Source organism: Pantoea sp. UBA7232 (genome assembly GCF_002473195.1).
In the GTDB taxonomy this organism is placed as follows: Bacteria; Pseudomonadota; Gammaproteobacteria; order Enterobacterales; family Enterobacteriaceae; genus Pantoea; species Pantoea eucrina.
In genome coordinates this window covers 16,314-36,428 of the sequence record NZ_DKTK01000006.1, presented here as the reverse complement: position 1 = coordinate 36,428, position 20,115 = coordinate 16,314, and the positions used below count along the sequence as shown (strand labels likewise).

General features: G+C 60.6%; 18 protein-coding genes. 7 read left to right on the top strand and 11 right to left on the bottom strand.

Annotated features, from left to right (window positions below):
• Window positions 1–52: 52 nt before the first annotated feature.
• The 3 genes from B4056_RS03480 to phoB form a co-directional block, all read right to left on the bottom strand.
• On the bottom strand, window positions 53–973 hold the full coding sequence (locus tag B4056_RS03480; RefSeq protein ID WP_108569736.1) for a PstS family phosphate ABC transporter substrate-binding protein: 921 nt from the start codon (window positions 971–973) through the stop codon (window positions 53–55).
• Between the two features lie 68 nt (window positions 974–1,041).
• Window positions 1,042–2,352, bottom strand: coding sequence for a phosphate regulon sensor histidine kinase PhoR (gene phoR, locus B4056_RS03475; RefSeq protein ID WP_071668615.1), 1,311 nt, complete (start codon window positions 2,350–2,352; stop codon window positions 1,042–1,044).
• Between the two features lie 15 nt (window positions 2,353–2,367).
• Complete coding sequence (gene phoB, locus B4056_RS03470) at window positions 2,368–3,057, bottom strand: phosphate response regulator transcription factor PhoB (protein WP_039382949.1); 690 nt, start codon at window positions 3,055–3,057, stop codon at window positions 2,368–2,370.
• Between the two features lie 192 nt (window positions 3,058–3,249).
• On the opposite strand from phoB, the gene sbcD reads away from it, so the two are divergent.
• The 3 genes from sbcD (at window position 3,250) to B4056_RS03455 (ending at window position 8,634) form a co-directional block, all read left to right on the top strand.
• Entirely contained in the window at window positions 3,250–4,467 is a 1,218-nt protein-coding gene (sbcD, locus tag B4056_RS03465) for an exonuclease subunit SbcD (protein ID WP_113654939.1), read from the top strand.
• The gene (locus B4056_RS03460; protein WP_288653846.1) at window positions 4,464–8,141 is read left to right on the top strand and encodes an AAA family ATPase; all 3,678 of its coding nucleotides are present in this window, start codon (window positions 4,464–4,466) and stop codon (window positions 8,139–8,141) included. Before sbcD ends, B4056_RS03460 begins: the two co-directional genes overlap by 4 nt.
• Window positions 8,142–8,244: 103 nt before the next feature.
• Entirely contained in the window at window positions 8,245–8,634 is a 390-nt protein-coding gene (locus B4056_RS03455) for a cell envelope integrity TolA C-terminal domain-containing protein (protein ID WP_082032647.1), read from the top strand.
• Here the strand turns inward: B4056_RS03455 and mak are convergent.
• On the bottom strand, window positions 8,629–9,552 hold the full coding sequence (mak, locus tag B4056_RS03450) for a fructokinase (RefSeq protein ID WP_039382946.1): 924 nt from the start codon (window positions 9,550–9,552) through the stop codon (window positions 8,629–8,631). The genes B4056_RS03455 and mak overlap by 6 nt on opposite strands.
• A 147-nt stretch (window positions 9,553–9,699) precedes the next feature.
• On the opposite strand from mak, the gene rdgC reads away from it, so the two are divergent.
• Window positions 9,700–10,611, top strand: a complete 912-nt coding sequence (rdgC, locus tag B4056_RS03445) for a recombination-associated protein RdgC (RefSeq protein WP_150017707.1) — start codon at window positions 9,700–9,702, stop codon at window positions 10,609–10,611.
• A gap of 56 nt (window positions 10,612–10,667) precedes the next feature.
• Here the strand turns inward: rdgC and ppnP are convergent, their stop codons facing one another.
• The 3 genes from ppnP to aroL form a co-directional block, all read right to left on the bottom strand.
• Entirely contained in the window at window positions 10,668–10,952 is a 285-nt protein-coding gene (ppnP, locus tag B4056_RS03440) for a pyrimidine/purine nucleoside phosphorylase (RefSeq protein WP_288653845.1), read from the bottom strand.
• 143 nt (window positions 10,953–11,095) lie between these two features.
• Window positions 11,096–11,287, bottom strand: a complete 192-nt coding sequence (locus B4056_RS03435) for a YaiA family protein (RefSeq protein ID WP_039382943.1) — start codon at window positions 11,285–11,287, stop codon at window positions 11,096–11,098.
• A 111-nt stretch (window positions 11,288–11,398) separates the two neighbouring features.
• On the bottom strand, window positions 11,399–11,923 hold the full coding sequence (gene aroL, locus B4056_RS03430) for a shikimate kinase AroL (RefSeq protein ID WP_094112116.1): 525 nt from the start codon (window positions 11,921–11,923) through the stop codon (window positions 11,399–11,401).
• A gap of 283 nt (window positions 11,924–12,206) precedes the next feature.
• Here aroL and B4056_RS03425 point away from each other — a divergent pair, with 283 nt between their 5' ends.
• A complete protein-coding gene (locus B4056_RS03425) occupies window positions 12,207–12,866 on the top strand; it encodes a DUF2076 domain-containing protein (protein ID WP_094112117.1) in 660 nt (219 codons plus the stop codon).
• Here the strand turns inward: B4056_RS03425 and B4056_RS03420 are convergent, their stop codons facing one another.
• Entirely contained in the window at window positions 12,867–13,310 is a 444-nt protein-coding gene (locus tag B4056_RS03420) for a YaiI/YqxD family protein (RefSeq protein ID WP_039382940.1), read from the bottom strand.
• A gap of 142 nt (window positions 13,311–13,452) precedes the next feature.
• Between B4056_RS03420 and proC the strand changes: the two genes are divergently transcribed.
• Window positions 13,453–14,265: a pyrroline-5-carboxylate reductase gene (gene proC, locus B4056_RS03415; protein WP_113654941.1), complete on the top strand. Its 813-nt coding sequence runs from the start codon at window positions 13,453–13,455 to the stop codon at window positions 14,263–14,265.
• A 68-nt stretch (window positions 14,266–14,333) separates the two neighbouring features.
• On the opposite strand, the gene B4056_RS03410 is transcribed toward proC, so the two are convergent.
• The 3 genes from B4056_RS03410 to iraP all read right to left on the bottom strand — a co-directional run bounded on the left by B4056_RS03410 (window position 14,334) and on the right by iraP (window position 16,637).
• Window positions 14,334–15,860, bottom strand: a complete 1,527-nt coding sequence (locus B4056_RS03410; RefSeq protein ID WP_094112118.1) for an FAD-dependent oxidoreductase — start codon at window positions 15,858–15,860, stop codon at window positions 14,334–14,336.
• 134 nt (window positions 15,861–15,994) lie between these two features.
• Complete coding sequence (locus B4056_RS03405) at window positions 15,995–16,303, bottom strand: PsiF family protein (protein WP_094112119.1); 309 nt, start codon at window positions 16,301–16,303, stop codon at window positions 15,995–15,997.
• A gap of 79 nt (window positions 16,304–16,382) precedes the next feature.
• Complete coding sequence (gene iraP / locus B4056_RS03400; protein WP_288653841.1) at window positions 16,383–16,637, bottom strand: anti-adapter protein IraP; 255 nt, start codon at window positions 16,635–16,637, stop codon at window positions 16,383–16,385.
• A gap of 254 nt (window positions 16,638–16,891) precedes the next feature.
• Between iraP and B4056_RS03395 the strand changes: the two genes are divergently transcribed.
• Entirely contained in the window at window positions 16,892–19,984 is a 3,093-nt protein-coding gene (locus B4056_RS03395; RefSeq protein ID WP_288653838.1) for a beta-galactosidase, read from the top strand.
• Window positions 19,985–20,115: the final 131 nt, after the last annotated feature.

Below are 20,115 nucleotides of genomic sequence, written 5' to 3'. Positions count from 1 at the left end.
AATTTTCAGCAGACATGAAGAAAATTCATTTTCCTGAGCACGCGCTTGCTGCTTATTCAATGGCCGCCCGCGCAGCGGAGATTTGCGCATCGGAGAGAGGTAAATAGCCCGCTTCCGCCACCCGCCGCTGTCCCTGCGACGACAGTACCTGATGCAGAAATGCCGCCACCAGCGGCGGCAGCGGCTTGCCCGGTGGTTTGTTCACGTAAATATAGAGCGGCCGGGACCAGGGATAGCGGCCGCTGCGGATGGTATCGGCATCGGGCATGATGCTTTCGCCGGTCCGGGTGACAATCGGCACGATCTTCACACCGCTGAGATGAAAGCCAAAGCTGGCGTAGCCGATACTCTCTGGCGTGGTCGCAACCGCCTGCACCACGGCAGCCGAACCGGGAAACTCCGCCACGTCAGCGCGAAAATCGCCGCGGCAAAGCGCCTGCTGCTTGAAGAACCCCCAGGTGCCGGAGGCAGAGTTGCGGCCAAAGCGCTGGATGCGCCGCTGCGCCCACTTATCATCTGTCACGCCCGTATCGCCCCAGCGCTGCGGAACCTGCGTGCCGCCGCACAGCCGGGTAACAGAATAGAGCGCATCAAGCTGCGGCTGGCTGATACGCTGCAGCGGATTAGCCTGGTTCACCACCACGACCAGCGCATCCATGGCGACCGGTACGGCGAGCGGCGGATAGCCGTAGCGGGCAATAAACAGCTGTCGCTCATCGTTCTGCATCGGCCGGCTCATCGCGCCCAGCTGTGCGGCTCCTGCCGCCAGCGCCGTTGGCGCGGTCGAAGAGCCCGCCGCCTGTACCTGAACGTTGACGCCGGGCGCCTGCAGGCTGAAATCTTCCCCCCACAGCGTCATCAGATAACCCAGCGTATCTGACCCGGCGCTGCTGAGGTTGCCGGTCAGCATCGCTTTTTGCGCCTGCGCCAGCACAGAGAAGAGCAGCAGAAGTGTGAACAGCAGAGATTTCAGCATGGAGCCGCCGTCAGAGAGAAAAAGAGCGCTATTGTGGCAAGCCTGCGAAAACGGCGCAATGCAGATTACCCCGCCCGCTCCTGCGCGGCCTCTTCCACAATCAGACGCGACGGCAGCAGAAAGCGAAAGCAGGTCTCCTGATGCGGCCAGCTGCTGATCTCCAGCCGCGCACCGTGATGGCTCAGCGCATGCTTGACGATCGCCAGCCCCAGTCCGCTGCCCCCGGTGGCGCGCGACCGCGCTTTATCAACGCGGTAAAAGCGCTCCGTCAGGCGCGGCAGATGCTCTTCGCTGATGCCGGGACCGTTATCGCAGACTTTAAACTCCGCTCCCTGCCGCGTGCGCAGCCAGCTGATATGAATATGCGTGCCTTCCGGCGTGTGGTTAACCGCGTTATAGACCAGGTTCGAGATAGCGCTGCGCAGCTGCTCGTCGTTACCCAGTACGCGCAGATGAGGATCGGTATGGAAGTGAATAACATGGCGCCCCTGGCTCAGCGTTTCCGCTTCGCGCTGCAGCAGATGCAGCATGGCCGGTACATCAACCCGCTCTTTGAGATCGAGCGCCGGGGCCGCCTCGATGCGCGACAGCGTCAGCAGCTGCCTCACCAGGCTGTCCATGCGTCGGGTCTGCTCCTGCATCGTGCCCAGCGCTTTGCTGCGCGTGCGCGCATTCATCGCCTCATCGTCCATCATCTCCAGATAGCCCTGCAGCACCGTGAGCGGCGTACGCAGTTCATGACTGACGTTGGCAAAAAAGTTGCGGCGGGCGCCCTCCAGCTGATGCATCTGGGTCACATCACGCGCCACCATCAGCCACTGCCCCTCGCTGTAAGGCATCACGCGGAACTCCATGTGCCGCTGATTATTCAGCACCACCGTCAGCGGCCGGGCAAAGTCGCGCTGGCGGATATAGCGGGAGAATTCAGGATAGCGCAGCAGGTTGAGAATATTCTGGCCGTTATCCTCCGGCCAGCGCAGCCCCAGATGCTGCTGAGCGAGGCCGTTGCACCAGAAAATGGTGCCCTCTTCGGTGGTGAGCACCACGGCATCCGGCAGCGACTCCGCGCCGCTGCGAAAACGCCTGATCAGGTTTCCCAGCTCGCGGCGGCGACGGCGGTTACGCAACTGCATCTGGTAGAGGCCATAAAACAGCGGTTCCCAGCTGCCGCGCCCGGTGGGCGGCGTCATTGAGCGGTCGACCCACAGCCAGTGGGAGAGCCGCATCAGATTAGTAAAGTGCCAGGCCAGAACGCCTGAGACGGCTGCCAGCAGCCACCACGGCAGATAACCAAACAGCAGGCCGAACAGCAGCGCAGGCAGACAGGCCAGCGCCAGCTCGGTCAGTAATCGCTTCCAGGAGAGGCGTTCCAGCACGGTAGCAGGCTCCGTTTAGTAGCGGGCAGAGAAACGATACCCTGTTCCGCGTACGGTTTGCACCATACGATCGTGGCCGGAGATTTCCAGTGCTTTACGCAGGCGACGAATATGCACATCTACGGTGCGATCTTCGACATAGACGTTGGTGCCCCAGACGTGGTTCAGCAGCTGTTCGCGGCTGTAGACCCGCTCCGGATGCGTCATAAAGAAATGCAGCAGCTTATATTCGGTTGGCCCCATCTCCAGCGGCGTGGTCTCCGACATCACGCGGTGTGAGGAGGGATCGAGACTCAGCCCCTGCATCTCAATCACCTCTTCGACCGCCATCGGGGAGATGCGCCGCATGACGGCTTTGATACGCGCCATCAGCTCTTTCGGTGAGAACGGCTTGGTGATGTAATCATCTGCGCCCACTTCCAGTCCGCGCACGCGATCCTCTTCCTCACCGCGCGCGGTCAGCATCATGACCGGGATATCGCGCGTCATGGCTTCGCGCTTCAGATGCTTAATAAACTGGATGCCGCTGCCGCCGGGCAACATCCAGTCCAGCAGGATCAGATCGGGCCAGGGTTCAATCAGCCGGCTAATCGCGCTGTCATAATCTTCCGCTTCAATAGGCTGATAGTCGTTCTGTTCCAGCACAAAACATAACATTTCCCGGATGGGCGCTTCATCTTCCACAACCAAAATGCGCTTGGCCATTATTGCTCCTGCGAGTGTGACGGGATGTCACTAGGATATGCGGCGTCATTATGCGTCAGTTTTATGACACTTTTATGAAAAACCCGGCCGGTAAGCAAGAGATAAAAACCACCCTCGCACCGGCAAAAACGTCTTTTTTCCTTTGTGTCCGAAGCCGTTATACTGGCCGCCAGCTTTCAGGCAGGACACCCCATGCGCATTATTCATACCGCAGACTGGCACCTCGGTCAGTTTTTTTACAGCAAGAGTCGCGCCGCCGAACACCAGGCTTTTCTTGACTGGCTGCTCCGGCAAATTGCTGAGCATCAGGTTGATGCACTGATCGTGGCAGGCGATCTGTTTGATACCGGTTCGCCCCCCAGTTACGCCCGTGAAATGTTTAACCGGTTTGTGGTCGCGCTGCAGCCCAGCGGCTGTCAGCTGGTTGTGCTGGCGGGCAATCACGATTCAGTCGCCACGCTGAATGAGTCGCGCGAACTGCTGGCCTGCCTTAACACCCGGGTGATCACCAGCGCTACCCCCGGCGGTGAACAGCAGGTGCTGACGCTGACGCAGCGCGACGGATCGCCGGGCGCGCTGCTGTGCGCCATCCCCTATCTGCGCCCGCGCGATATTCTGCGCAGTCGGGCCGGTCAGTCCGGTCGCGACAAGCAGTTATCGCTGCTGCAGGCGATCGAGCAGCATTACCAGCACTGCTATAGCGCCGCCGTGGCAGAAAGAGAACGGCTGGATGAGCCGCTGCCAATCGTCGCCACCGGCCACCTCACTACCGTGGGCGTGACCAAAAGCGACGCGGTACGCGATATCTATATCGGCACGCTGGATGCGTTTCCGGCGCAGGCGTTTCCGCCCGCAGACTACATTGCACTCGGCCATATTCACCGCGCGCAGCGGATTGCCGGCACGGAACATATTCGCTACAGCGGCTCACCGATCCCGCTCAGTTTTGATGAGAGCGGACGTGATAAAAGCGTCTGGCTACTCGATTTTGGCCGCACGCTGGAGAGCGTAACCGCGCTGACCATACCCGCCTTTCAACCGATGCAGATGCTAAAAGGTTCGATGGCAGAGATTGAGGCGCAGCTGGCACAGTTTGCCCGCTATGAGGGATCGCTGCCGGTATGGCTGGATATCGAGATCACCACGCAGGAGTACCTCACCGATCTGCAGCGGCGTATTGAACAGCTCACGGCCACGCTGCCGGTAGAGGTGCTGCTGGTGCGCCGCAGCCGCGCGCTGCGTCAGCGCAGTCTGGAACGGCTGACAAATGAGACGCTGAGCGAACTGAAAGTCGAAGAGGTTTTTGCCCGTCGCCTGGCACAGGAGTCAGAGCTGGACGCGCAGCAGAGTGACGGACTGACCCGCCTGTTTCGCAGCGCGCTGGCCGCCCTGGAGGATCCGCACGCATGAAAATTCTGACGCTACGTTTTAAAAATCTCAACGCGCTGCGCGGTGAATGGCTGATCGACTTCCGCCAGGAGCCGTTCGCCAGCAACGGTCTGTTTGCCATCACGGGCGCTACCGGCGCCGGCAAAACCACGCTGCTGGATGCGATCTGCCTGGCGCTCTATCACCAGACGCCGCGCCTTGGCGGGCTGTCGCAGAGTGAGAATCAGCTGATGACGCGCGACACCGCCGAGTGTCTGGCTGAAGTCGAGTTTGAAATCAAAGGTGAAGCCTGGCGCGCCTTCTGGAGCCAGAACCGGGCGCGCGGTCAGGCTGACGGCAAGCTGCAGGCGCCGCGCGTGGAGCTGGCGCGGGTCGCTGATAATCAGATCGTGGCGGATAAAGTCGGCGATAAGCTGAAAGCCATAGAGTCGCTCTCCGGGCTCGATTTTGCCCGCTTCACCCGCTCAATGATGCTGTCACAGGGTCAGTTTGCCGCGTTTCTCAACGCCCGGCCCGGCGAGCGTGCCGAACTGCTGGAGGAGCTGACCGGTACCGAAATTTATGGCGATATCTCCATCCATATCTTTGAACGCTGGCGCGCGGCGCGCGGCGCGCTTGAGACGCTGCGCGCCCGTGCCGGCGGCATCGCGCTGCTGGATGAGGCGCAGCGGGCGTCGCTCACACAGCAGCTGGAGACCTTAAGCGCGGAGGAGCGCGCGCTGAATGCACAGCTTACGCAGGTGCAGACGCAGCAGCAGTGGCTGGCGCAGGCACAGCAGCTGACGCAGGAGCAGCAGGACGCTGACGCAGCGCGCCAGGCAGCGGAGCAGGCGTGGCAGCAGGCGTCCGCAGAGCGCCAGCAGCTGGCGCGCGCCGAGCCGGCAGAGAAGCTGCGCGCCGGACTGCAGCTGCGTGAACAGCTGCAGCAGGACAGTGATGCACAGCAGCAGCTGGTCCGGCAGCTACAGGCGCAGCAGCAGCAGGCTGAAACCACGCTGCAGCAGGCGGAACGCGATTATCAGCAGGCGCTGCAGAAGCGCGATGAGGCGGTGGAAGCCGGACAGCAGCTCGAAACGCTGCTGACTGAGCAGGTGCTGCCGCTCGATCAGCAGATAGCGCGCACCGCGCAGCAGCTGAGTGAACAGCAGCAGCAGCTGACGCAGCAGCAGCAGGCGGTCGCCCGCAGTGAACAGGCGCTGCAGCAGCAGCAACAGGTGAGTGAACGCTTACAGCTACAGCTGGCTGAACAGCAGGCGTGGCGCACGCGCGAAGCGGCTACCGCCGGCTGGGGGCCGGAGCTGGCGCGCTGGCAGGCTGATATCGGACACCTTGAGGAGCGTGAACAGGCGGCGACGCAGCTTGCCGGACAGCAGCAGCGGCAGCAGCAGCAGCTGGCGCAGCTACAGCAGACGCTGGCAGCGCGTGAACAGGCGGCTAAGCCATTAGCGCAGGCGGAGACGGAGAGCCGCCAGCAGCGCGAACAGGCTGAGCAGGCGCTGACCTCTCTGGAAAATCAGCAGCGCAGCGCCGATCTGCGCAATGCTCTTGCGCGCTATCAGCAGCAGCGCGCCCCGCGTCAGCAGCTGACGCTGCTGGCCGCGCAGTGGCAATCGCTGCAACCGCATCGCGTACAGCGGGCTGCCCGGCTGACGCAGCTGCAGCAGAGTTACCTGCAGGGTGAAGAGACACTGCAGAAACTGCGCGACAGCTGGAAGCGCGAGCATCAGGCGCTGCTCGATCTGCGTCGCCTGTGCGAACTGGAACGGACCATTGCCCGGCTCTCTGATGAGCGCGCCAGACTACAGCCTGACGCCCCCTGCCCGCTGTGTGGTTCCTGTCAGCACCCGGCGGTAGCGGACTATCAGCAGCTCCGGCCGGATGAGAATCAGCAGCGGCTTACCGCGCTGGAGACGGCAGTGGCGCAGCTGAAAGAGGCAGGCACGGCACAGGGCGAACAGCAGAAACTCTCTCTGCAGCAGCAGCAGGCGCTGGAAGAGGAGCTGGCTGAACTGGATCGCCAGCTGGCCACCATCGATACCAGGTGGCAGGCGCTGTGCACCCCGCTGGGGCTGCACTTTACGCCGGCGCAGCATGCAGAGTTCACCGCCTGGCAGCAGCAGCTGGAGGCGCAGGAGCTGACGGAGCAACAGCAGCTGCAGGCGCGTGAAGAGGCGGCAGCAGTGCTGCAGCAGGCTAAAGATGCCCATCTGCAGCAGCAGCAGCGGTGGCAGCAGCATCTGCAGGAGCAGCAGCTTGCACAGCAGCAGCGGGAGAGCGCACAGCAGCAGCTGGCCGATCTGGAGCAGCGTTTCAGAGATGAACAGCAGGCGCTGCAGCACGCTGCGGCGCGGCTGACAGAGCAGCTCGCGGCCCATCAGCTTCGCCTGCCGGAACCCGCCGGACGCGCCAGCTGGTTCGCTGCACAGCAGCAGCGCTGGCAGCGCTGGCAAGAGAGTGAGCAGTTACTGACTTCTCTGCAGCCGCAGATTGCCAGAGCGGGGAGCGAGCAGCATAGCCTGCAGCAGACGCTGCAGCGTGAACAGCAGCAGCAGGCGAGCCTGCAGCACGCTCTGACGCTGATGCAGCAGCAGCAGCAGGATCTGCAGCAGCAGCGCAGCCAGCTGTTTGGCACGCGCAGCGTAACGGAGGCGCGCCGGCAGCAGCACACGCTACTGCAGCAGCTGGAGCAGGCGCTGGCAGGGTCGCTGCAGCAGTGGCAGCAGGCGCAAAGCGGACTGCACAGCCTGCAGGGTCAGCTGGCGCAGACGTACAGCCAGCAGGCCGCCCTGACGGAGCGTCTGCAGCAGGCGCAACAGCAGTTCAGCCAGGCGCTGCGGCAGAGCGAATTTGCTGATGAAGCAGCACTGCACGCGGCGCTGCTGCCGGAAGAGGTGCTGCTGCCGCTGCGCGCCCGTCTGCAGCAGCTGGAGCAGCAGCGTTTGCAGCAGATTGCTCTTTATGAACAGCTGGAGCAGCGGCTGGCGCAGCATCAGCAGCAGCGTCCCGCTGGCTTCAATGATGAACAGGCTGCCGATCTCAGCCAGCAGCTGGAGACATTACGCCTGGCGCTGCGTGATAACGCGCGCCAGCAGGGAGAAGCGCAGCAGCAGCTGCAGAGTGATGCACACCTGCGTCAGCAGCAGCAGGCGCTGCTGGCAGAGATCGCCGCCGATGAAGCTGAGCTGGTGCAGCTAAGCCGCCTCAACGATCTGATCGGTTCAGCCAAAGGTGACAAGTTCCGCCGGTTTGCGCAGGGGTTAACGCTGGATCATCTGGTCTGGCTGGCGAATCGTCAGCTCGATCGCCTGCATGGTCGCTATCTGCTGCAGCGACGCCTCAGCGATGAGCTGGAGCTTGAGGTGGTGGATACCTGGCAGGCGGACGCAACCCGCGATACCCGGACGCTTTCGGGCGGTGAGAGTTTTCTGGTGAGTCTGGCGCTGGCGCTGGCGCTCTCCGATCTGGTCAGCCACAAAACCCGCATCGAATCTCTGTTCCTTGATGAAGGGTTTGGCACGCTGGATGCTGAGACGCTCGATACCGCACTCGACGCGCTGGATGCGCTTAACGCCAGCGGGAAAACCATCGGCGTGATCAGCCACGTTGAGGCGATGAAAGAGCGTATCCCGGTTCAGATCCGGGTGCGGAAAATGAATGGTCTGGGATACAGCAAGCTGCAGCTGCCGGGGGAGTAACCTGCGACTGATTCTGGTTCTGCAGAGAGTCAGAGGAATGCCATAGCTTTCCGCCCGGCGCGCGGTAGACTCAGCGGCTGGCTCCCGTTTTTCAGGTTGTGTTATGAGAATAAATTTGATCGCCGCCGCAGCCGGTCTGCTGCTGGCAGCGCTGACGCTGACTGGCTGCGCCCGTCCGCCTGCCACGCCGCCAGCCGCCTTAAGCAACCTGTGCGAGCCGGATGTGGCACCGGAAAGCGCCTCCTGCCACTGGACGCGCAGCGTTCAGCATCAGCTTAACCAGCAGTTTCGCGATGCGGCGCACTACGCCGGACAACAGTGCTGGCTGCGGCTGGAGTGGCAGGCCAGCGGGCGCTTTGCCGTTACCCAGACGCAGGGAGATGAGGCGCTGTGCCTGCGCGCCTGGCAGCTGGTTGGCCAGTCCGCCGCGCTACCGCCGCCGCCCGATCGCACCCAGCCGGCGTGGTTTGGCTTTGCACCGCGTAAGTCATAACGTCGCCTGTCCCTCCAGCGGCCAGAGCCACGCTGCGCCGCGAACGCCGCTGGAATCACCGTGCAGCGCTTTACGCACCGGCGTTTCACACTCTCGGCCAAACACCCAGGGTTGCATCAGGCCGGGCAGCGTCTGGTACAGACGGTCCACATTGCTCATTCCGCCGCCCAGCACAATTACGTCGGGATCGAGCAGATTCACCACCTGCGCCAGCGCTTTCGCCAGCCGCTGTTCGTAGCGGTTCATCGCCTGCTCCGCCAGCGGATCCTGCTGCGCAATCAGCTGCATAATCTCCGCACCGCTGAGCGCCTGCCCGCTTAATCGCTGGTAATCAGTGGCAAAACCGGTTCCGGAGACAAAGGTTTCAATACATCCCCGTAAGCCGCAGTAGCACGGCACCTCCTGCTGAAAGCGCTGCTCATCGGCATCCATCCACGGCAGCGGATTGTGCCCCCACTCGCCGGCGTTGCCATTGAGCCCGATACGCGACACGCCGTTCATGGCGATCCCCGCGCCGGATCCGGTGCCGATGATCACCGCAAACACCAGCGGCTGACCGGCGCCGGCGCCGTCGGTGGCTTCAGAGACCGCCAGACAGTTTGCATCATTGGCAATACGCACCTCCCGGCTCAGCGCCTGCGCCAGATCTTTATCCAGCGGCTGTCCGTTCAGCCAGGTGGAGTTGGCATTTTTAACCCGCTGCGCATAGGGCGAAATCGAGCCGGGAATACCGACCCCGACGCTGCCCCGCTCTCCGGTCTGCGCTTCGGCCAGACGAACCAGATCCGCCATCACGCCGACCGTAGCAGCGTAGTCGTTGCGCGGGGTATTCACGCGATGACGGAACAGCTGCGTGCCGTCATCCGATAAAGCAATAACCTCTGTCTTGGTGCCGCCTAAATCGATACCGATACGCACGGGTTATTCCTCATTATTCACATGGGGTGGAGATACAGTAGAGGGGCGATTCGGGAAAGGCAATGAAACCCGGCGCAGGTTTCGCTATCATGCGCGCTCCCTGTTTGAGACTTGTGCGCCCGATCGCACCCACGGTAAGGAATCCCGATGTTGTGGTTTAAAAATATGATGGTTTATCGTCTGAATCGTGACCTTCCGCTGTCCGCAGACGATCTGGAAAAACAGCTTGATGCATTTACGTTCTCACCGTGCGGAAGTCAGGATATGGCCCAGACCGGCTGGGTATCGCCGATGGGTAACCGCGGGGAAGCGCTGGCCCACGAGGTCAACGGACAGATAGTGATCTGTGCCCGCACCGAGCAGAAAATTCTGCCTTCACCGGTCGTGAAGCAGGCGCTGGATGCCAAAATTGAGAAGCTGGAGGCGGAGCAGAGCCGTAAGCTGAAGAAAACCGAAAAAGATTCGCTGAAAGATGAAGTGCTGCACAGCCTGCTGCCACGCGCTTTCAGCCGTTTCAGCCAGACCTTTATGTGGATCGATACGGTCAATAACCTGATCGCTGTTGACTGCGCCAGCGCCAAAAAAGCGGAAGATACGCTGGCGCTGCTGCGCAAAAGTCTCGGCTCGCTGCCGGTCGTGCCGCTGACCATGGAGAAGCCGATTGAGCTGACGCTGACGGAGTGGGTGCGCGGCGGCGACCTGCCCGCAGGCTACGCCCTGATGGATGAGGCGGAGCTGAAAGCGCTGCTGGAAGATGGCGGCGTGATCCGCTGCAAGAAGCAGGATCTGATCTCCGATGAGATCGCCAACCACATTGAAGCGGGCAAAGTGGTGACCAGACTGGCGCTCGACTGGCAGGAGCGAATTCAGTTTGTGATTGCTGATGATGGTTCAGTAAAGCGCCTGAAATTCAGCGATACGCTGCGTGAACAGAATGATGATATCGATCGCGAGGATTTCGCTCTGCGCTTTGACGCTGACTTTACGCTGATGACCGGCGAACTCGCTGCGCTGATCGCCAGCCTGACCGACGCACTCGGCGGCGAAGCACCACGCTAATCAGGCATAAAAAAAGCTGCAGCCTGAAGGTTGCAGCTCTGTCTCTCTGGCGCCGTTTACAGGTAGCGGCAGAGATAGGAGGTAGGCTCAGCTACCTGCAAATGAAACTCACTGTGGCCAGGGACATTAAATGTGCTGCCCGCCTCATACCACTTCCACTCCGCCTCACCCGGCAGAAGCACTTTCAGTGCGCCGCTCACCACCGTCATCTCTTCCGGCTGGCCGGTGCCAAAGGTGTACTCGCCTTCAGCCATAACGCCTACGCTGGCGCGGCCGATGGTCACGCTGTTGAACCCGATCGATTTCACTTTTCCGTCGAAATAATCACTGACATTGAGCATGCTTTTTCCTCGCAGCACATGAAGGTTATCAGCAGATTACAAGGGAAGCCCTCAGGGTGTCACGCAAATAAATCGCTGCTGGCGCAGCGGCAGGAAAATTCAGGAGAGTGCGGAGAATTCACTGGCGTCCCTGCCAGTGCGGCTTATTCTTTTTCCACATCTTCGTAGCGATCTTTCGCGTCCTGCGCTTCCTGCTCAGATTCATGCTCGCTGATCAGGGAGTTCTCTTTAGGATGATCGGCACGCAGTTCATACCAGGTAACTTTTTTACCTTCGGGCCCTTTTTCGACGGCCACGACACGGGCTTCACGCGGATAGGGTGGTCTGGATGGCATCGTTTTCCCTCTCTTATCAGTGTTCCACACGGCAGTGGCGATCCGCTGCCTGTGACTGAGTATAGACCAGCATGCATTGATGCCAGCAAAGCGGGAGTTTTCTGATAAAAATCAGCTGGCGCGGGCCAGCGCGAGCGAACGTATTATCTGTTCTGCAACCTGCTCTGGCGGCTGCATGGCATCAACCTGATAGTGGGCCGCCTGCTGATAGAGCGGCGCGCGCAGGCGCAGGATCTCATCCATCTCCTCGGCAATTGGCTGGCCGGTAAGCGTGGGCCGCTGCGCGGTTTCAGGCTGCTGCTGCAGCCGGTTCGCCAGCGCTTCCGCCGGTGCGCTGAGCCAGATCGCATGCCCCCGCTCGCGCATAAAGCGGCGGTTCACTTCAGCCAGCACCATCCCGCCGCCGGTGGCTATCACCGCTGCTGGCGTGGTGACGGCGCGCAGCGCCTCAGTTTCGCGCGCGCGGAAGCTCTCCCAGCCTTCACTGGCAACAATTTCAGCCACGCTGCGCTGCGCGGCCTGCTGCAGGTAGTGGTCGGTATCAAAGAAGGTGTAATTCAGCATGCGCGCCAGCACCTGGCCGATAGTGGTTTTGCCGCATCCGCGTGCGCCGATAAGATAGATGGGTAATGACATCCGGGCTTATTCTCCGCCGTGCTCTGCCGCGCCGGCAGGCGATCAGGTCAATAATGCGTCGCATAATATCCGGATTTTATTTCAGCAGCCAGTTTCGAAGCACAAAATACGCGCACTCTGGCGGCTGCTATAATTAGCTCACTGAATTTACAGCGAAAAATCATGCGCATTTTGTGCATTACCCGGGCGGTGTACGCGGGCAACATTTGCTTACCACGTCAGTGATTTACTTTCGCGCCCCCTGCCCGCATATAGATAGCCTTAACGCCAACGGAGGTTCACCATGCAAAATCAGGAACAGCAACTCATTGAAAATCTCTTTAGCCGGTTAAAACAGGCCGGTGAGCAGAGTGGCCCGCGCGATGCGGGCGCGGAACAGCTTATCCGTCAGCATCTGCAGAACCAGCCCGACGCGCCCTACTACATGGCTCAGGCGATTCTGATTCAGGAAGCTGCGCTGAAAAAGCTGAATGCCCGCATCACCGAGCTGGAAAATAACCAGGCACAGCAGCAGGCTCCGCAGCAGAGCGGCGGCTTTCTTTCCGGTTTATTTGGCGGCGGTTCGCGTCAGCAGCAACCGCAGCAGCAGCCTGGCTGGAACAGCCCGCCCCCGCAGTATGCGCAGCAGCCAGCCGCACCGGCCCGCGGCACAGGCTTTCTCGGCGGCGCGCTGCAGACGGCTGTGGGCGTGGCAGGTGGCGTGGTGATGGCGGATATGCTCACCAGCCTGTTTCATCACTCGCAGCCGGAAGAGATCGTGAATATTATCAACGAACCGGCGCTGCCGCAGGTGGATGAGAACCTGGATACGTTCAACGGCAACGACAGCAGCAATGCGTTTCTCAGTGACAACAGCAGCTGGAATGACAACAGCTTTGCCGACAACAGCGATCTGAATGATTTTGACAACGGCGGCTTTGATGATGATGACAGCTTTGTCTGATCAGCGCTGACGCAGCCACTTGTCGAGTTCGTTGGCAAACAGCTGGCGGTCACGCGGGCTCAGCGCCGCCGGGCCGCCGCTCTGAATGCCGCTGGCGCGCATCGTCTCCATAAAATCGCGCATGGTCAGGCGCTGCCGGATGGTATCAGGCGAGTAACGCTCGCCGCGCGGATTCAGCGCGGCAGCCCCTTTTTCCAGCACTTCCGCCGCCAGCGGAATGTCGCCGGTGATCACCAGCTCTCCGGGCTGCACGCGCTTCACAATTTCATTGTCCGCCACGTCAAAACCGGCCGCGACCTGCAGCGTCTTCAGAAAGGGTGAAGGCGGCACGCGCAGCGGCTGGTTAGCGACAAAGGTCACCGTCACTTTTGTCCGTTCGGCAGCGCGGTAAAGTACCTCTTTAATGACCACCGGACAGGCGTCAGCATCGACCCAGATTGACATAATGGTTTCTCTGTAATGAATCACAGGCGCGATCTTGCCGCGCTGGTCAGGAAAGGCAATCGATATTTTGCCGGCACTTGTTATTCACGACCGCTGACGTAAGCTAACCCGCAGCGAAATCAATACGATTAAGGAGAGAGCGATGCTGGAGAAAAAAATCGGCTTTATCGGCTGCGGCAATATGGCCCGGGCGATTATCAGCGGCCTGGTCAACAGCGGGCTTATCGCCCCGGCCAATATTCTGGTATGGGACCGCAAAGCGGAAACTAACCAGCAGATGGCGCAGCAGTACGGGATCAGCGCGGCGGAGAGCGCAGAAGCACTGGCGCGCGAGGCGGATATCCTGTTTGGCGCGGTCAAACCTAATGTGATTCTGAAAGTGCTCAGCGATCTGGCGGGCGTGATGAAGAAGGATGCGCTGGTGGTCTCGATTGCCGCAGGCGTGACGCTGGATTCGCTGGCCGGCGTGCTGGGTCACGATCGCAAAATTGTGCGGGTGATGCCCAATACGCCAGCGCTGGTCAATGAGGGCATGACCTCGGTGACACCTAACGTGCTGGTGGAGCCGCAGGAAGTGGACGATATCGTCGCTATTTTTGAAAGTTTCGGGAAAGCCGCCGTGGTCAATGAGTATCTGATCCACGCGGTTGTGGGCGTCAGCGGCTCTGCTCCGGCATATGTATTTATGTTTATTGAAGCGATGGCCGATGCAGCCGTGCTGGGCGGCATGCCGCGCGCGCAGGCGTATGAGTTTGCCGCGCAGGCGGTGAAAGGTGCCGCGCAGATGGTCATCGAGACGGGCACACATCCTGCTGAGCTGAAAGATCAGGTCTGCTCGCCCGGCGGCACGACGATTGAGGCGGTAAAAGCGCTGGAAGAGAATGGTTTTCGCGCGGCGGTGATGAACGCCATGCAGCGCTGCATGGCGAAGTCAGAGGCGCTGAGCAAAGCGTAATCGCAGCCCTCTTCTGCCGGCGATCCGGTCCTCTTTCCTGAACTGAGGACCGGAATTAAGCCGGGCAGTTACGCGGTGTACTGCTCATACAGCGCCACGCCCTGCGCCAGCGTCAGCGGCTGCTGCATCTGTTCGATTAGCGCGGCGGTAAGCGTGTACAATCCGGCCGAGCAGACCGCTGCAATTCTCCCCTGCTGGCAGTAGAACGCAATAAACGTCTGGTCATCCAGCGATCCCAGCAGACGATATTCATCCCACTCTTCGGCATGCCCGAGATATTCGTAACGGGTGCCGTAGTGCGCCGTCCAGAAAAAAGGTACGCGGTCGTACTCAATCTGCTTATCCAGCATATTCAGCGCGGCAATGCGCCCCTGCTGGTGAGCCACGCGATAGTGCTCAATGCGCTGTTCGCCATCAGCGGTGGGATAGGTGGCGATATCGCCGGCGACCCAGACGCTATCTGTTACCCGCAGCTGACGATCGGTCAGCAGGCTGCCATCCTCCTGCAGCGTTAAGTCATGCACAAACCCGGTTGCAGGTCTGACGCCGGTGCCGAGCAGCACCCGCCGCGCGGGCAGCGTTTTGCCTCCTTTCAGGCGTACCGCAGTGACTTCACGCTCTCCCTCCAGCGCCTCCGGCTCACCCTGCTCAAAGATAATGCCGTTGCTGCGGTGCAGCGCATAAAAATGCTCCGCTATCTCTTTGCCAAACTGTTTTACAAACGGCAGACGCTGGCGGGCAACCACGGTGACCTTTACGTCACGACTGCGCAGCGCTCCGGCAACTTCCATACCGATAAAACTGTTGCCGACAATCACCAGCTCCTGCGTTTCATCGACATCTTTCAGCAGCGCCTCAGCCTGATCGCGAGAACGCAGCAGGTGAACACCGGCCAGATCCCGGCCCGGAATATCCGGCGCCTGCGGTACGCCGCCGGTAGCCACCAGCAGCCGATCAAACCTCACCTGTTCTCCGCTCTTCAGCGTTAACGTCTTTGCACGCGCCTGCAGCTGCACCACTTCGTCCTGCAGCAGTGCGACCGGCCCCAGCACATCCTGCTCCAGCAGCGCAGGGACATCCTCAATAGCCATTTTGCCCGACGGCACAAACTTGCTGAGCGCGGTACGGTCATACGGGGCCGTGGCCTCCCGCTCGATGCGAATAATCTGTCCGCTGAATCCCTCATCGCGCAGCGTCCAGATCGCCGCGGCGCCCGCCGCTCCGCTGCCGAGAATGACATAGACTGGCGCGCGCTCTGCCGCAGCGGGTGCGGATGCCTCAGAAAGCGGCTGCTCACTGACCAGCACCTTGCCCTGCTCGATCCGCACCGGATAACGCGTCAGGTTGGCCAGCGCCAGCGGTTCACACATTTTGCCATCCTGCAGCTGAAATACCGCTTTGTGCCACGGGCAGATCAGTTTGCCGTCACAGACGGCCCCTTCCGCCAGCGGCGCGCCGGCGTGCGGGCATTTGGCCTGAAACGCCTGCACCTGATCGCCATCGCGGATCAAAATAATGTCGGTCTCGCCCACGCTGAACGGCACGGGCTGCTGCTGCGCCAGCGCGTTAAGCTCTGTGATAGATTGATAGCTCACACCTTGCTCCTTTATTATTTTCGGATGCGGGATGACAACCCCCTGCAAAGAGTAAGTGTGGCAAAGCGTGGGAAACTGGCAGGAAAAATAAAGCAAGCGGCAGCTAAGTCATTAATCAGATGCCGCTTTTATCATCAGGCGCTTTTTTTCAGGCAGGTGCTCATAAAGGTTTTGCGCGCATCGCCCGAGAGATCTTTTTCCCCGGCTGCACTGTTGCAGCTTTTCATTTTCAGCTGCTGCGGCGTCATATTGCCGAGCTTGCTCTCTTTTTTCAGGCAGTCGCTCATAAACGTTTTGCGCTCATCGCCTTTCAGATTTTGCGTGGCGGCGAGCTGATTACAGCGCGCCATCTTCTCCTGCTGCGGCGTTTTTTCTGCAGCGCTGGCGCTGCCGACGGTAAACAGCAGCGCAGCGCCAGTCAGAATCAGTAACGAATTTTTCATTGCCGGGATCTCCGTGTAGGGGGGCTTTATCAGTCTGGCACGAAAATCAGTAAAACAGCGGCAAATCGCTTACGCGCGCTTACTGGCGAGGGTATTTGAGTAATTTTTCGATGTAATTTCGCAGCAGCACCGCATTAGCGCTCTCAGCAACCGGCGCGGCGGGCGGCATCGCGTTTTTAATCGCGCTGGCGATTTGATGGTGCTGTTCCGCATCCAGCTGGCGCAGCATGGCAGTCAGTACTATCTCCAGCGCCTCGATCTGTACCACCAGATCTTTGGACGCCTCTTCTTTCTCCGCCAGCCTGAGCAGGAGTTCTGCAATCAGATTTTTCATGCAATGAACTCGATAAGGAAAGGAGTGCTGACGTTAGCACTGAGCAGAAGAAAACAACAAGCGCTTTTCCTCACTTTTGTGAATAAATAAGCCTTAAAAAAGCGTAACAATTCAACATCTAATGGCGAAACGTTTTGCTGCTGCAGGCAGCCTGCTGCAGATCCTGCTTTTTTGTCACGGTTTCAGCAAAGACCGCTTTACAGCTGATGCTATTTCCATCAATGTGAGCGCATTACAATTTCAGAGATATCATCATGACTTCTGCGCTCTCCTTAGCGGCTATTCTGGCGCGTCGCGACTGGGAAAATCCGGTTATCACCAGCCTGCACCGTCTCGATACCCATCCGCCCTTTGCCAGCTGGCGCGATGAACAGGCCGCCCGCGAGGATCGCCCGTCGCCTTCCCTGCAGTCGCTGAACGGTGAGTGGCAGTTCAGCTATTTTACCCAGCCTGAAGCGGTGCCAGAGAGCTGGCTGCAGCAGGATCTGCCGGATGCTACGGCGCTTCCGGTACCGGCTAACTGGCAGCTGTACGGTTATGATGCGCCAGTTTATACCAATGTGCAGTACCCTATTCCGGTTAATCCGCCGTTTGTGCCGCAGGCCAACCCTACCGGATGCTATTCGCTCACATTTACCGTTGATGATCGGTGGCTACAGCGGGGCCAGACGCGCATTATTTTTGACGGTGTTAATTCGGCCTGCTTTGTGTGGTGTAACGGACACTGGCTTGGCTACTCTCAGGACAGCCGTTTGCCGGCGGAATTTGACCTTAGCGCCGCGCTGCAGGCAGGCGAAAATCGCCTGGCCGTGATGGTGCTGCGCTGGTGTGACGGCAGCTATCTGGAAGATCAGGATATGTGGCGCATGAGCGGCATTTTCCGCGATGTGACGCTGCTGCATAAACCGGACGTCCGCTTCGCGGATATCCAGCTTGAAACCGTGCTCAGCCCGGAGTATTCGCAGGGTGACTTGCGCGTCAGCGTCAAGCTTGATGCCAGCCAGACCGCGCTGGCAGGCTGCCGTATTCGCGTCTCTTTGTGGCTGGGCGATACCTGCATCGGCACGCAGGAGCAGGCGCCCGGCAGCGCCATTATTGATGAGCGCGGACGCTATCCGGAGCGGGCCACGCTGCGGCTGCCGGTGAGTCAGCCACGGCTCTGGAGCGCGGAGACGCCCCACCTTTACCGCGCGGTGGTCACACTGCTGGATGCGCAGCAGCAGGTACTGGAAGCGGAAGCGTATGATGTCGGGTTCCGGCGCGTCAGCATTGAGCAGGGCCAGCTCTGCCTGAATGGCCAGCCGCTGCTGATCCGCGGCGTTAACCGCCATGAACACCATCCGGAACGCGGTCAGGTAGTGGATGAGGCCAGCATGCGCCGCGATATCGTGCTGATGAAGCGGCATAACTTCAATGCGGTGCGCTGCGCCCACTATCCTAACCATCCGCTCTGGTATCGCCTGTGCGATCGCTACGGTCTCTATGTGATGGATGAGGCAAATATTGAAACGCACGGTATGCAGCCGATGAACCGGCTCTCTGACGATCCGCGCTGGTTTGCCGCCTTCAGCGAGCGGGTTACGCGTATGGTACAGCGCGACCGCAACCACGCTTGCATTATTATCTGGTCGCTGGGCAATGAATCCGGACATGGCAGCACGCATGACGCCCTCTACCGCTGGGTTAAAAGCAGCGACACAACGCGTCCGGTGCAGTATGAGGGAGGCGGCGCAGACAGCAATGCAACCGATATTATCTGCCCGATGTATGCGCGGGTCGATCAGGATCAACCCTTCCCGGCCGTGCCCAAGTGGTCGCTGAAAAAGTGGATTGGCCTGCCGGGTGAACAGCGCCCGCTGATCCTGTGTGAATATGCGCACGCAATGGGGAACAGCTTTGGCGGCTTTGCCAGATACTGGCAGGCGTTCCGTGAGTTTCCGCGTCTGCAGGGCGGCTTTGTCTGGGACTGGGCCGATCAGAGCCTGACGCGCTACGACAGCAGCGGTAATGCCTGGCAGGCGTACGGCGGCGATTTTGGCGACACCCCTAACGATCGTCAGTTCTGCATGAATGGCCTGGTCTATGCTGACCGCTCGCCGCACCCCGCCCTGTTTGAGGCGCAGCGCGCGCAGCAGTTTTTCCGCTTTGACCACGACGCCACGCAGCCGGGCCGCATCACCGTTACCAGTGAATATCTGTTCCGGCACAGCGACAACGAGCAGCTGCGCTGGTGCATTGAGCAGGACGGCGTGCCGGTCGCGACCGGCACGGTGCCGCTCGATATTGCGCCGCAGGGCAGTCAGCAGATTGAGATTGCGCTGCCGTCAGGCCTGCAGGGTGCCGCGTGGCTGAATGTTGCGGTGCATCAGCCGGACGCTACCGCCTGGTCCGACGCTGACGCCCGCGTGGCGTGGGATCAGTGGCAGCTGCCTGCCGCGCTGCCGCTGCGCCTGCCGGCGATTGGCGACAGTGCGCCGCAGCTGCTTATGCAGCCGGAGGAGATTGAAGTGGCGATCGCGCAGCAGCGCTGGCGCTTCTCGCGCCTCAGCGGTGAGCTGACCGCGTGGCTGGTGGGTGAGCAGCAGACCCTGCTGACGCCGCTGCAGCCCTGCTTTGTCCGCGCGCCGATTGACAACGATATCGGCACCAGTGAAGCAGCCAGCGTGGATCCCAACGCCTGGGTCGAACGCTGGCGGCGCGCCGGCTACGAAGAGCTTGAACCGGTGCTGCTGGCAATGCAGGCCGACAGCCTGGCGCACGGGGTACAGATTGAAAGCTGGCATCAGTGGCGCGTGCAGGAGCAGGTCTGCTTTACCACGCACCAGCGCTACTTTATCAGCGCCCGCGGTGAGGTTACGCTTTCCCTGACGGTGGAGCAGGCCGCCGGATTACCGCCGCCGGCGCGTATCGGCTGGCGCTGCCAGCTGGCGCGCTCGCCGGAGCAGGTCAGCTGGCTGGGTCTGGGTCCTCACGAAAACTATCCGGATCGCCAGCTGGCAGCGCAGTTCTCCCGCTGGCAGCTGCCGCTTGCCGATCTTACCACCGACTATGTTTTCCCCGGTGAAAACGGCTTGCGCTGCGGTACCCGGCAGCTCGACAGCGGCAGCTGGCAAATCAGCGGTGATTTCGCCTTTTCACTCAGTCGCTACAGTCTTGAGCAGCTGCGCGATACGTCACATCGTCATCTGCTGCAACCGGAAACAGGCTGCTGGCTGCATCTTGATGGTTTTCATATGGGAGTTGGCGGCGATGACTCCTGGAGCCCGAGCGTCAGCCCGGAATTCCTGCTGACGCAGCAGCGCTGGCAGATGACGCTGACGCTGCATCAGGACGATCGGCAAATGTGAAAAAATATGACGAAACGTTGCTGACAAGCTTAAGGCGCGCAACTATGTTTAAAAAATAACCAGACGCGCGGCCACGTTTGCGGGCATGCCGTTCAGGTTCTGTTGCTGCCGCCCTCTGGCGGCACGCCGTG